We start from the raw sequence: 12,914 nt of genomic DNA on the forward strand, positions 1-12,914 counted from the left end.
GGATATTGCGCCCAAAAATGGGTGTTTTTTTATGTCTAAATGCCCGTAAACAGATTTTATCTGGCTGTAGGGAGTCAAAGAAAGAAAAAAAGAGCTGATCCAGCTCAGTGATTATCCATAAATCACTTTACTGGGTCAGCCCCTTTTAGCATATATTCATAAAAATCAACAGCTCTTTCAAGTACTTCTTCATTAAAGTTGAATGTACTTGTATGAAGTCCACTTTGCATAGTTTTTGTCTTTGTACCAACATAGATAAATAATGAAGGTACAGCTTTTGTATAGAATGCGAAATCTTCAGCGAGCATCATTGGCTGCTTAAGCTGCTTAACTCCAAATGATTTGGCTTTTTCAAATAATGTTTCATCATTAAGAAGTGGTGGATACATGGGATCACATGTGACATCAATATCACAGCCGTAGGCAACTTCTAACCCTTTTGCGATCTCTTTCATTCTGTTTACGACATGCATGAAGACATCTTCATCATAACAACGTAATGTACCTTCAAGCTTCACTTCTTCCGCAACCGCGTTTCTTGCGGTTCCACCATTGATCTTACCAATGTTTAAGACCACATCTTCGAAAGGAGAAATACTGCGGGAATGGATGGTCTGAAACTGAGCGACAAGCATGCTTGCAGCAATGATCGCATCATGTCCCTGTTCAGGCGTTCCAGCATGTGCTCCTTTTCCTTTAATGACAATATCAATTTCTCCACATTCAGCCATTAATGGCCCGGCTTTACTATAGAGATCTCCTTCTTCAATATATGGCATTAAATGAATGCCATATATCGCTTTGACATGGTAATCATTTAGTAATCCAGATTCTACAATATCCTTGGCCGCACCAGGTGCTTCTTCAGCTGGCTGGAAGATAAGCAGGATATTATTTTTATAGTGTTCTTTCTTTTGAGAAAGACGATAAGCGAATCCTAATAGTGCACTCATATGTCCGTCATGTCCGCAGGCATGCATGATATGAGGATGATGGGATTTATAGGATACATCATTTTCTTCTTCTACGGATAAAGCATCAATATCTGTTCTAAACGCAATTGTTTCTTCTTGTCCCTGATCAATATAAACATAAAGACCGGTGCTTAATCCTTTTAAAGGATGTGTTTCATATCCCATCTTTGTTAATGTAGTTTTTAAATATTCAGTTGTCTCGACTTCTTCAAGACCCAACTCAGGAATCTGATGGAGATCTCTTCTCCATCTCTTCAATTCTTCCATCTTATAATTTTCTTAAATCGTCTACAAGAGCTGTCTTGCTTTCGGTTTTTTCATCCTTCATCTTGATAATCTGACCAGGGTTTCCAACTACAACTGCTCCCGCAGGCACGTCTTTAGTAACGACTGCGCCAGCACCGATAACAGCACCTTTTCCGACACGTACACCTTCAAGTACAACTGCGTTAGCACCAATCATAACATCATCTTCAATAACAACTGGAGTAGCAGAAGCTGGTTCAATAACACCGGCTAATACTGTTCCTGCACCGATGTGGCAATGTTTACCAACCATTGCTCTTCCACCTAATACAGCGTTCATATCGATCATTGAGTCTTCACCAACGATAGCACCGATGTTGATAACGGCACCCATCATGATAACAGCACGATCACCAATATAAACATGATCTCTGATTAATGCCCCTGGTTCAATTCTGGCATTCATTTTTGTAGTATCAAGTAAATCGATTGCACTGTTTCTTCTATCGTAGTCTACATAGTAGTCTTCGATATCTTTCTTATGTGCATTAACATATGCTTTTACATCTTCAAGATCACCGATTAAAAGCATTGTTTCACCCATTGGGAAACATTTTAATTTATCTGTAGCAGGTAAATTCTTTCCTCTGATATGTGCCTTAACAGGTGTTTTCTTTTTTGATGTTGCAATAATTTCAATAATTTCTTCAGCTGATTTTGTCATTTTATATCTCTCCTTCAAATACTGTCGTAGCTGGACCTTCCATCATAATATGGTGGTCTTCATTTAAATGAATATTCAAGTCTCCTCCTAACAGAGTGACTTTTACGTGATCTCCAGTTCTTTTTGTTAAATAAGAAGCATACATAGAAGCACATGCACCTGTTCCACAAGCGAATGTTTCTCCGCTTCCACGTTCCCATACACGCATCTTGATATGCTGGTGGTTGATAACTTCTACAAACTCCACATTGACCTGTTCTGGGAAATATGAAGATGTTTCAATCTTTCTTCCTAATGTTTCAATATCATCAGGCATCTGATCTACAAAAATAACAAAATGAGGATTTCCCATAGAGACTGCAGTTCCAAGAATCTTAGTTCCATCAATCTCGATTGGCTGATCTACAAATGTTTCATTTTCACTCTTCATTGGAATCAATGAGGTCTTGAGTTCTGGTTTTCCCATATCTACAATGGCACCAGTAATCTGTCCATCTTCTTCTTTAAGATCCACAATTCGTGTTCCAGACAATGTCTCAAAACGAATATGTGTATCATTTGTAAATTGATGATCAAAGGCAAACTTGGCAAGACAGCGGATGCCGTTACCGCACATTTTTCCTTCACTACCATCACTGTTGAACATTCTCATTTTAAAATCATGGGTATCACTTTTTTCTAGGGCAATAAGACCATCGGCACCAATGCCGAAATGACGATCGGAAATTTTAGTGATCCAGTCTTTATCATATGAGATGTTTTGTGTGATTGCATCTACGTAGATGTAATCATTACCTAAACCTTCCATTTTAGTAAATTTCATTCTCTCACCTCAACTTGATAAAATTCTACCATAATTGTAACTATATTCAATAAAGAATTATCACATTGAAGTATAATGTTTATACATGTTTATTGCAAGTTATATGCAAAAGAAAAAGCAATGAATATTTCCCGGGAAATTTCATTGCTTTTCTTTTTACGGAAGGATCTTTCCTGAGGCAAGATAAAGATCATACCATTCTTGTCTTGTAAGTGTAACTTTGCTGGCATCCGCAAGCTCTTGAAGATGCTGTATAGATGTTGTTCCAACAATTGGCTGCATATGTGCTGGATGTCTTAAGAGCCACGCTATTGCGATAGCTGACTTATTGACAAGATACTTCTTGGCGAGTTTGTCTAATACTTTGTTTAACTCTTCATAATGAGGATTGTCAATAAAAGATCCTTCTTCTCGTGTTGCCTGTAAAGGACTCCAAGGCTGAATTGTTATTTTTTTAAGTCGACAATAATCAAGGACACCTGCGGATCTTTCAATACTGTAAGGTGTACTCATATTAAGAGTCATGCTTGAATCAATAAGATAAGAATGCACAATGGATAATTGGAGCTGATTAATAATCAGTGGATCCGCAAGATAGCTTTGTAATAGTTCAATTTCTCCTGGTGTATGATTGGATACTCCAATGTATCTTACTTTTCCTTCATCGATAAGCTGATTGAAAGCTTGTGCCACTTCTTCTGGATCACATAAGGCATCGGGTCTATGCAATAACACGATATCAATATAATCGACCTGTAATCTTTTTAATGATTCATTAACACAAGAAAGAATATGTTCTTTAGAGAAATCATAACGTTGTTTACGTACTATTCCGCATTTGGTTTGAATGATCATCTGCTCTCGCCATTCAGGATGTTTAGCAAGTGCTTGTCCAAATAATTCTTCACACTTGCCATTGCCATAAATATCCGCATGATCGAAAAAGTTGATTCCTAATGAGAGTGCTTTTTCAATAAGTGTTTCTACTTCTTCAAGTTGCATTTCACTTATACGCATACAGCCTAGGGCAATTTGTGATACATTTAAATCTGTATGTGGTAATTCAAAGTATTTCATAATCTCTCCTTTCACTTTTTACTATAATGATGAAAAGTCATATTCAGGTGTAATTTCAAATTGTGAAAGCCTTTACACTTTTGCTTAATAGATTTTATAATAAATAGAAAAGGAGTGATTATATGAAAGATCTTTATTTAATGAGACATGGAGAAACTTTATTTAATATAAGAAGAAAAATTCAGGGATGGTGTGATTCCCCTTTAACTGAAAATGGCATTAATCAGGCATTAATGGCTAAACAGAAAATAAAAGGTATTAGCTTTGATCATTATTATTCTTCTACTGCCGAAAGAAGCTGTGATACTTTAGAACTAGTAGCTGGTGATGTTAACTATAAAAGATTAAAAGGATTAAAAGAACGTAACTTTGGAACTTTTGAAGGAGAAAGTGAAGATCTTAATCCTGTCTGGGGAAATCCTGATTTCACTTATGATGATCTCTTCCCCCACTATGGCGGAGAATTAAGAGCAGATGTAAGCAGAAGAATGAAAAAGACACTTACGGACATCATGAACAAAGATGATCATCATTGTGTCTTAGCCGTCTCACATGCTGGGGCGTGTGCTGCCTTCTATAGCACTGTCGCTGACTATACTACATTTCGAAAAGAGTATGGCAGATTGATGAACTGCGATATTCTTCATTTCCAGTTTGAAAATGATACATTCACATTCGTGGAATTATTACGTATTTAAAAACCGAACACATAAGTGTTCGGTTTAACTTTTCTATGGTGGAGATGAGGGGAATCGAACCCCTGTCCAAAAGCCGTCCCATATAAAGCTTCTACAGTTTATCTTGTCGAATGAATTTAAGTAAGGTACGATCCACAAGCAGTCTTTCACTTACCGGTTCTCTTTATTTTCGTGATTAAAATCGAGACGTCTTTTAATCCTTATCTTACTTTGTTTATGTTACAAGACATCACTAATGTAAGACTTAGTGAGCTTGCATTCGCAAGTCAGTTTGTCGACTATTAAGCGAAAGCGTAATTAGTTCTGTTTCCAGATATTTGTTTGTGAGTTTAACGTACTCCTACGACTGCAACTTTATTCAGACTGACCCCTGTCGAATCCAAGACATCCCCATTAATAAGCGTTTTTCAACGCTTTATCAATATCACGCTTCATGTCTTTCTCCTTCAGAGACTGACGTTTGTCGTAATTCTTTTTTCCTTTAGCTACCGCTATCTCTAGCTTAGCCTTAGATGTATTAAAGTATAACTGAAGAGGGACAATTGTCAAACCTTCCTGCATAATTTCTTTTTCTAATTTCTTGATTTCTTTTTTATGCAATAATAGTTTTCTTGTTCTTCTAGGGTCTACATTGAAGATATTGCCTTCTTTATATGGAGAAATATGCATATTCTCAATAAAAGCTTCACCATTCTTTATTCTTACAAAAGAATCCTTAAGATTACATTGACCATTTCTAATAGACTTGATCTCAGTTCCCTTTAATTCAATACCAGCTTCAATGGTATTAAGAATAAAGTAATCATGTCTTGCTTTTTTATTTTGCGCAATAATCTTCATATGCTCATCACCCTTTTCTCTTTTTATTATACACTTTCTTACCTTTTTGTGGTTTTTTTCTATAAGACTTTTTCTTGGAATATTTCTTATCCTTGAAAGATCTTCTTCTTTTCTTATCTGATTTGACTTCAAAGTCTACTTTCTTTTCAACCTTGTTGACATCTACACATGTTACTACAACTTCATCTCCAAGTCGATACTGTTTTCCTGTTCTTTCTCCAACAAGCATCATCTGGTCTTCATTGTAGACATAGTAATCATCTCTTAATGTTGTCATATGGACAAGACCTTCTACAGTATTATCCAATTCTACGAAGAATCCAAATCCTGTTACAGATGAAATAACCCCCTTAAATGTTTCTCCAATATGATTAAGCATAAACTCTGCTTTTTTCATATCTTCTACATCATACTCTGTATCAATCGCAACTTTTTCTCTTTGAGAAGAATGTTCTGCCATATAAGGAATAACTTCTTCATAATGTCCAATTTTATCAAACTTGTTTTCAAAGAGATATGTTCTAATTAGTCTATGTACAAGTAAATCAGGATATCTTCTGATTGGTGATGTAAAGTGTGTGTAGAATTCATCTGCTAATCCAAAATGACCTAAACATTGCGCATCATATCTTGCTTTCTGCATACATCTTAAAAGCAATGTAGAAATAACTGGATGTTCAGGTTTTCCTACTGACTGTTCTACGACTTTAGCTAATTCTCTTGGCTTAATATGATCTAATGAACCATGAATCTTATATCCCAATGGTCTTGCAATATTAACAAACTGCTGAAGTTTCTTCTGTTTAGGATCTTCATGGATACGATAGATAAATGGTACTTCCATCCATTTAAAATGTTCAGCTATTGTCTCATTGGCACAAAGCATAAACTCTTCAATGAAATGTTCTGATTCTCCTCTTGTTCTTAATGAGATATCAATTGGCGTACCTTCATCGTTAACATGAATAACTGCTTCATTTGTATCAAAGTCAATAGCGCCTCTTCTTTTTCTTTTCTTATTAAGAATTTCAGCAACTTCTTTCATTAAGAAGAACATATCCTTTGCATCATTATACTCAGGTAAATCTTCTCCATTGATGATTCTATTAACATTCTTATAAGTCATACGATGATTAGAATTAATGATCGTTGGCATAATCTTATGATCAACAACATGTCCCCTTTGATCTAATTCCATCATACAAGAAATAGTATAGCGATCTACATGTTCATTTAATGAACAAATACCATTTGATAATTTATGTGGCAACATAGGAATAACACGATCTACCAAGTAGATTGATGTTCCTCTTTTAAATGCTTCTTTATCTAATACTGAATCTTCTTTTACATAGTAGGATACATCTGCAATATGGACACCTAATTCATAATGATGATTTGGTAATCTTCTTAAAGAAATTGCATCATCTAAGTCTTTAGCATCATCACCATCGATAGTGACAATAAATGTATCTCGTAAATCAATTCTATTTTTTATATCGCTTTGATCGATTTCATCAGGAATATTTTCTATGTACTGATATACTTCTTCAGGGAATTCAATATCTACATCATGAGCATGAACAATGGAAAGAATATCTACTCCTGGATCATTCTTATGTCCAATGATTTCTTTGATATCTCCACGAATTTGTGGTTTGTAGCTCTTTATTTCTACAACGACCTTATGTCCAGGCATAGCTCCATGCAAGTGAGCAGCATCTACAAATATTTTATTTGTAAAACGTGGATCATCACATTGTACGTAACAATCTTTTCTGCCATGTTTTACTTCACCTACATAACGTGCTACCCCACGTTCTAATACACGTAAGATCTGTCCTTCTTCTTTATCTCCCTTATTATTAGGAATCTTCTGTACAAGTACATAATCGCCATGGTAGGCATCTTTCATATGTTTTTCATTAATATAGAAATCTCTGTCTTCTTCTACTCTAACAAACCCAAAGCCTTTTTTGTTTACTTCTAGTTTTCCTTTAAAGAATACATTTTCATCTAATACATGATAATTATTATTTCTATCTCTGATGACATCTCCTTGATCTTCTAGACTGTTCATCAATTTAATAAAAGCAATATAGTTTTCTGTATCATCTTGATGAAGCACTCTTGCGATCTGATCAATCTTTCTCTCTTTATAAGAAGGATCCTTTAATAAATCCAATATCTTCTCTTTCATATATTCACTTCCTCTCCAAAAAAAATAGAGCACATGTGTGCCCTAATTTCCCATTCTGATTAATATTGCTAAAACGAAGAATAATATTCCTAACGCAATTGTTATTCTTGTAAGAACAAGATCAATTCCTCTTTCTTTCTGTTGAGCAAACAAGTTTGAGCTTTGACCTGTTAATGCGTTAACAATACCTTCTGTTTTTCCTGTCTGTAATAGGCATACAATAATGAGGGCTACAGATACAACAAGTAATATAATTTGTAACATTTTAAAGCCTCCTTTTTTTATTATTTTTATACATAAGCATAAGAATAATATCATATTACCTTGTAAAAAACAAATCTTTTTTCAATTATGATTCGATTACATCATTGTTTTCACTCTGATCATCATCAAATGAGACAACGCTGATTTTATCATCTTTGTTTATACAAGTTACTGTTAAAGTAATCTTCTCTTTACCTAAGATTGGATTTTTCTTCTTAAAAGTTAATTCAAGCTGAATATCATAATAACGATATCCCTCTAACCCACTTAATTCTACCTGTGATCTTTGGGCAGAGATAATCCTGTATGAAGATACTTCTATATTTTTATTTTTTCCTGAAGAAATATATTTATTGGCCTCTTTGTAATAATCTTTTTTGGCATAATTCTTAAAAGCAGATAATCGTGACTTATAGAAGTAAGCCTGTCCACCAATATCATTTCTTCCTTTATTAGATAATGTGTAATAATCACAAGCAAAATAAGCACAGACATATTTAGCTTGTTCATTATTAACTTCTGTATGCTTATTAATTTCACTATAGATCTGATTCATCACTGTTGTTGGACTATTGACTTTCTCATAGACAACAGTCTTCTTCTTAGTAGATTCTAAATGATAATAATAGACTCCACTTCCTATTCCTGTAATAACTATACAGATTACTACAAATAAGCCAAATCCTCTTGTAAGTCTCCATAGATACTTTTTAAATGCGGCTGATTCTTTAATCTTTGGCAATTTATCACTTTTAATAAAAATATTAGCTATTGTTAATACTGGCTTATATTTTCTTGAGATCATATCTGTTACTTCTACAAAAAGTTCAAATAGGATCAATAATACAATAAAGAGTGTTACTGCTCTTATTGGATGTCTTTCATAAATAAATGAATCAATCGCAAATAGTGCGGTTACTAGATAAAGAATCAATACACTCTTGGTCTGACCAAGATTTAATTTAAACATTAATTGATGATGTAGATGTCCTCTATCAGCTTCATCAAATTGTTTATGATTAACTCTTCTTCTGATAATTGCGATTAATGTATCTGCTACTGGGATTGCCAATACGACAATTGGTGCCCCTAATGTGAAGAATGTGGATGTCTCATAGCCGAATCCCAACAAGGAAATAACGGAGATCATATAGCCTATAAACAAGGCACCACAATCACCCATAAAGATTTTTGCAGGATGGAAATTATAAACAAGAAAGCCTCCGATGGCTCCAACAAGTATCATTGAAAGAGAGGCAATATCCCCTCGTCCTGCAATAAATGAACTTGCACTTATGGTCATAAGGGTGATCATAGAAATTCCTGCACATAATCCATCTAGTCCATCTATAAGATTCATGGCATTAGTGATACCTACAATCCATCCTAAGGTAATGATCAATGAGATCGCATAAGTAATATTTGTTGGAATAAAAGGCAAAGTCAGATCTTTTAATGAGATTCCCCCATAAATGATAACTATCAATGCCGCAATAAGTTGTCCTAATAGTTTAAGTTTAGGAGATAGATCATGTATGTCATCATAAAATCCCGTCAAAAAAATGACAAGACCACCAATCAGGATCGCATTGATTTGTTGGTCAGTCTTCAAAAAGGCTGCTGCCGCTATTAAAAAAGCCGCATAAATCGCATATCCACCAGTTCTAGAGATAATTCCCTTATGAATCGTACGTTCATTGATATGAGCAATGATACCAAGCTTCTTGGTTATTCTTCCTATTATCGGTACAAAAATCAAAGATATTACAAAAGAGACTCCTAAATGCAGAATAATCTCCATATCCATTTTTATATCGCTCCTTTTCTCGTATTATACCCTAAACGCCTATAAAATTATAGAGTTTATTCTTTTTCAGAATATGAACAATTTAAAAACGTATAGGTCCTCTTTGATATACTGAAATTAGGAGGAATTTATCATGCATAAACTAGGAATATCGGTATATCCAGAAAAAGAGAATATTAAAGAAACATATGAATATATAAAGCTAGCATCCAAATATGGCTTTTCTCGTATTTTTACTTGTCTACTTTCAGTAGATAAACCACGTGAAGAAATCATTGAAACCTTCACCGACTTTATTGATTTTGCCCATGCTCATAATTTCACTGTCGCAGTTGATACTAACCCTAATGTCTTTAAACATCTCAATGCCTCATATAATAACCTTACTCCATTCTATGAAATGGGTGTAGATATCATTCGCCTTGATGGGTCTTTTGGCGCTATTGAAGATGTAGAAATCACTCATAACCCCTATCACATTAAAATTGAATTTAATGGCTCATTTAATCAAGGAGTAGACCTACTTATAAAAAATGGTGCCAACAAAAATAATATCTGTATATGTCATAACTTCTATCCTGAACGTTATTCAGGATTAGACTGGGATCATTTTATAAACATGAATAAGTTATGGAAATCATTGAATCTAAGAACTGCTGCGTTTATTACTAGTCAAGAAGAACATACCCACGGTCCATGGAATGTCTTCTGTGGTCTTCCTAGTGTTGAATTTATGCGTAATCTACCAGTAGATCTACAGGCAAGATACTATCTTGCCACACATCTTATTGATGATATTATCATCGGTAACGCTTATGCGAGTGAAGAAGAACTTTCTTCATTAGCTCAACTTAATCTAGAAGCCATTGAACTTGATTTAATAGAAGAAAACATCTCTCATGAAGAAGCAAAGATTGTCTATGACTACAAGCCTCACTTTGATCGTTATGATTATTCTTCATACTTTATTAGAAGCTCTTTTCCTCGTCTTAACTACAAGGATATCTCCATCCCTTATAGAAAATATGATCAGCCTTATTTCCATAAAGGAGATGTCCTTATCGTCAATGACAACCTCTCCCACTATCGTGGAGAATTAGAGATTGTTTTACAAGATATAGTCAACGATGGAGAACGTAACTGTGTTGGACATATTCCACAAGAAGAGCTTCTCTTATTGGATTTAATTAAACCAGGTTATCATTTTGCATTTAAAAAGCCTCAGAAATGAGGCTTTTTTTACTGTAGATAATCTGTATTTTCAAGCATGACACCGCATCCGTCTGCAACACAATCCAAAGGATTTTCTGCAACGAATACTGGGACTTTTAATCCCTGTTCCATGAATTTATCTAAACCATGAAGCTGAGCTCCTCCACCAGTTAAGAATACACCCTTATTGACAATATCTGCTGCCAATTCTGGAGGTGTCTGTTCAAGAACCTGTTTAGCTGATTCAAGAATTGTTTCACATAATTCATGTAAAGCATCTTCTGTTTCATCTTCGCTCATCTGAATTGTCTTAGGAAGACCTGTTACCATGTCTCTTCCTCTTACATCAAATTTAACAGAAGGATCTGCATCACATGCACAGCCGATTTCTTTTTTGATCTGTTCAGCTGTAGAATCACCAATCAATAATTTATATTTATCTTTAACATAAGCTACAAGAGCACTATCCATCTTATCTCCTGCAGTCTTTAATGACTGGCTTGTAACGATATCTCCTAATGAAAGAACCGCAATATCTGTTGTTCCCCCTCCGATATCTACAACCATGTTTCCTGTTGGCTTAGAAATATCTAGACCGGCACCAATAGCTGCTACTTTTGGTTCTTCTTCGATATAGACTTTCTTAGCACCACATCTTAATGCAACATCCTGAATAGCACTTTTTTCAATAGAAGTGATATTGCTTGGACAGCAGATTAAAATGGTCGGACGTGAGAATAATCCTTTAAGATTTAACTTATTGATAAAGTGGGTCAATAAAATTTCAGTGATTTGGAAGTCAGCGATGACTCCATCCTTTAACGGTCTGATAGCCTGAAGCTTACCTGGCGTCTTACCAAGCATCTCCCTAGCTTCTTCTCCTACTGCAACTGCTCTGTTTGTTTCTGTATTGATTGTTACAACACTTGGTTCATTAACGACAATTCCTTCTCCCTTGCGGTAAATAAGAATATTCGCAGTTCCAAGGTCAATACCAATTTCTTTTGATAACGCCATACTATTTGTCTCCTTTGATTTATTATTCTATCACCTTATCTTTTAATATCAAGATGCAATTTAAAGTTAATTAAAGCTCCACATTGTAAAATTCAAAATGAATGATGCAAATAGGTATGCTAAAGCGATACTTGCGACAAAATAGAATATATAGAATTCTTTGATTTTCCCTTTTCTGACATGCTGTTCAAAGTTAAAAGATGATAATCCAATCATCGCTAAAACAACCGAAATAACATAAACAGTCATATTGATAGCACGATAAACCACGATAGACTCTCCTTTTCTTTTTATTTCTTTTATATTATAATCAACTTAACACAGAAATCCATAAAGAAGGGAATAATTCATGATAATTCGACATGCACAACAAGAAGAAATAAGCAAAATCATCACATTATATGATCAAGCAAAGAGTTATTTTCGTAAAATGAATATTTTTCAATGGCAAGATGGATATCCTAACGAAAAGACCCTATTAGATGATATAATTAAAGAAGGGAGCTATGTACTTGTTCATAATGATGAAATCATAGGTTCCATGTATTTCGCTATTGAAGATGAAGAAAGCTATCATGAAATAACCAATGGACGGTGGCTTACTGACAATCCTTATAGTGTCATTCATAGAATAGTCATTGATGAAAACTTTAAAGGACATTCTCTTGCGTCTAAAATGTTAGATTATTGCATAGAACAATCTCTAAGCAAGAATATTCATTCTATTAGAATAGATACTCATAAAGATAATCTTTCAATGCAGAAGTTTCTCATTAAAAATCGCTTTACTTTATGTGGAGATATCACCTTAAAAAATGGTGATCCACGTATCGGATTTGAAAAAATTATTGGTAGAGTCAAAAGTTTATGAAAAACTTGATGAATGACAGGTTTCAGGGCTTGATGAACGATGCGATATCATTCATGTAGTATTAAAATTGAATATTTTGAATTTTTCTAAACCGAATGATTATGAAGGTAATAAAAAAACACCTAAAAAAGGCGCAATGAGGGTATCTTCTCCTGGAGCAC

General features: G+C 34.4%; 13 protein-coding genes and 1 other RNA gene. 3 read left to right on the top strand and 11 right to left on the bottom strand.

Features of this window, described 5'->3' with window-relative positions; all coding sequences use genetic code 11:
• Positions 1-122: 122 nt before the first annotated feature.
• From J6L95_RS02755 to J6L95_RS02770, 4 genes are all read right to left on the bottom strand, one after another.
• Entirely contained in the window at positions 123-1,241 is a 1,119-nt protein-coding gene (locus J6L95_RS02755) for a M20 metallopeptidase family protein (RefSeq protein ID WP_287458065.1), read from the bottom strand.
• 1 nt (position 1,242) lies between these two features.
• Positions 1,243-1,944, bottom strand: coding sequence for a 2,3,4,5-tetrahydropyridine-2,6-dicarboxylate N-acetyltransferase (gene dapD / locus J6L95_RS02760; protein WP_029070806.1), 702 nt, complete (start codon positions 1,942-1,944; stop codon positions 1,243-1,245).
• A 1-nt stretch (position 1,945) separates the two neighbouring features.
• Positions 1,946-2,767, bottom strand: a complete 822-nt coding sequence (gene dapF / locus J6L95_RS02765) for a diaminopimelate epimerase (RefSeq protein WP_029070807.1) — start codon at positions 2,765-2,767, stop codon at positions 1,946-1,948.
• A 156-nt stretch (positions 2,768-2,923) separates the two neighbouring features.
• Positions 2,924-3,844 carry an aldo/keto reductase gene (locus J6L95_RS02770; RefSeq protein ID WP_287458066.1) on the bottom strand — a complete coding sequence of 307 codons (921 nt, stop codon included), beginning with the start codon at positions 3,842-3,844 and terminating at the stop codon, positions 2,924-2,926.
• Between the two features lie 122 nt (positions 3,845-3,966).
• Here J6L95_RS02770 and J6L95_RS02775 point away from each other — a divergent pair, with 122 nt between their 5' ends.
• On the top strand, positions 3,967-4,542 hold the full coding sequence (locus tag J6L95_RS02775; protein ID WP_031590123.1) for a histidine phosphatase family protein: 576 nt from the start codon (positions 3,967-3,969) through the stop codon (positions 4,540-4,542).
• 36 nt (positions 4,543-4,578) lie between these two features.
• Here the strand turns inward: J6L95_RS02775 and ssrA are convergent.
• The 5 genes from ssrA to J6L95_RS02800 all read right to left on the bottom strand — a co-directional run bounded on the left by ssrA (position 4,579) and on the right by J6L95_RS02800 (position 9,653).
• Positions 4,579-4,934: a transfer-messenger RNA gene (gene ssrA, locus J6L95_RS02780) on the bottom strand.
• A gap of 1 nt (position 4,935) precedes the next feature.
• Positions 4,936-5,382: an SsrA-binding protein SmpB gene (gene smpB, locus J6L95_RS02785; RefSeq protein WP_031590122.1), complete on the bottom strand. Its 447-nt coding sequence runs from the start codon at positions 5,380-5,382 to the stop codon at positions 4,936-4,938.
• 7 nt (positions 5,383-5,389) lie between these two features.
• The gene (gene rnr, locus J6L95_RS02790) at positions 5,390-7,582 is read right to left on the bottom strand and encodes a ribonuclease R (protein WP_287458067.1); all 2,193 of its coding nucleotides are present in this window, start codon (positions 7,580-7,582) and stop codon (positions 5,390-5,392) included.
• A 42-nt stretch (positions 7,583-7,624) separates the two neighbouring features.
• The gene (gene secG, locus J6L95_RS02795; protein ID WP_029070814.1) at positions 7,625-7,846 is read right to left on the bottom strand and encodes a preprotein translocase subunit SecG; all 222 of its coding nucleotides are present in this window, start codon (positions 7,844-7,846) and stop codon (positions 7,625-7,627) included.
• A gap of 85 nt (positions 7,847-7,931) precedes the next feature.
• Entirely contained in the window at positions 7,932-9,653 is a 1,722-nt protein-coding gene (locus J6L95_RS02800) for an MraY family glycosyltransferase (protein ID WP_287458068.1), read from the bottom strand.
• Between the two features lie 133 nt (positions 9,654-9,786).
• Here J6L95_RS02800 and J6L95_RS02805 point away from each other — a divergent pair, with 133 nt between their 5' ends.
• Entirely contained in the window at positions 9,787-10,884 is a 1,098-nt protein-coding gene (locus J6L95_RS02805; RefSeq protein WP_287458069.1) for a DUF871 domain-containing protein, read from the top strand.
• 8 nt (positions 10,885-10,892) lie between these two features.
• On the opposite strand, the gene J6L95_RS02810 is transcribed toward J6L95_RS02805, so the two are convergent.
• Both J6L95_RS02810 and J6L95_RS02815 read right to left on the bottom strand, forming a co-directional pair.
• A complete protein-coding gene (locus J6L95_RS02810) occupies positions 10,893-11,882 on the bottom strand; it encodes a rod shape-determining protein (RefSeq protein WP_029070817.1) in 990 nt (329 codons plus the stop codon).
• 66 nt (positions 11,883-11,948) lie between these two features.
• Positions 11,949-12,152, bottom strand: a complete 204-nt coding sequence (locus tag J6L95_RS02815; RefSeq protein ID WP_029070818.1) for a DUF1146 domain-containing protein — start codon at positions 12,150-12,152, stop codon at positions 11,949-11,951.
• Between the two features lie 79 nt (positions 12,153-12,231).
• On the opposite strand from J6L95_RS02815, the gene J6L95_RS02820 reads away from it, so the two are divergent.
• Complete coding sequence (locus tag J6L95_RS02820) at positions 12,232-12,753, top strand: GNAT family N-acetyltransferase (protein WP_287458070.1); 522 nt, start codon at positions 12,232-12,234, stop codon at positions 12,751-12,753.
• Positions 12,754-12,914: the final 161 nt, after the last annotated feature.

The sequence above is a fragment of the Kandleria sp. genome (genome assembly GCF_017934775.1).
GTDB classification, from domain to species: Bacteria; Bacillota_I; Bacilli_A; order Erysipelotrichales; family Coprobacillaceae; genus Kandleria; species Kandleria vitulina.

Coding starts and splice junctions, on each gene's coding strand:
- J6L95_RS02755 (WP_287458065.1), bottom strand. CDS start 1,241: ATGGAAGAATTGAAGAGATGGAGAAGAGATCTCCATCAGATTCCTGAG.
- dapD (WP_029070806.1), bottom strand. CDS start 1,944: ATGACAAAATCAGCTGAAGAAATTATTGAAATTATTGCAACATCAAAA.
- dapF (WP_029070807.1), bottom strand. CDS start 2,767: ATGAAATTTACTAAAATGGAAGGTTTAGGTAATGATTACATCTACGTA.
- J6L95_RS02770 (WP_287458066.1), bottom strand. CDS start 3,844: ATGAAATACTTTGAATTACCACATACAGATTTAAATGTATCACAAATT.
- J6L95_RS02775 (WP_031590123.1), top strand. CDS start 3,967: ATGAAAGATCTTTATTTAATGAGACATGGAGAAACTTTATTTAATATA.
- smpB (WP_031590122.1), bottom strand. CDS start 5,382: ATGAAGATTATTGCGCAAAATAAAAAAGCAAGACATGATTACTTTATT.
- rnr (WP_287458067.1), bottom strand. CDS start 7,582: ATGAAAGAGAAGATATTGGATTTATTAAAGGATCCTTCTTATAAAGAG.
- secG (WP_029070814.1), bottom strand. CDS start 7,846: ATGTTACAAATTATATTACTTGTTGTATCTGTAGCCCTCATTATTGTA.
- J6L95_RS02800 (WP_287458068.1), bottom strand. CDS start 9,653: ATGGATATGGAGATTATTCTGCATTTAGGAGTCTCTTTTGTAATATCT.
- J6L95_RS02805 (WP_287458069.1), top strand. CDS start 9,787: ATGCATAAACTAGGAATATCGGTATATCCAGAAAAAGAGAATATTAAA.
- J6L95_RS02810 (WP_029070817.1), bottom strand. CDS start 11,882: ATGGCGTTATCAAAAGAAATTGGTATTGACCTTGGAACTGCGAATATT.
- J6L95_RS02820 (WP_287458070.1), top strand. CDS start 12,232: ATGATAATTCGACATGCACAACAAGAAGAAATAAGCAAAATCATCACA.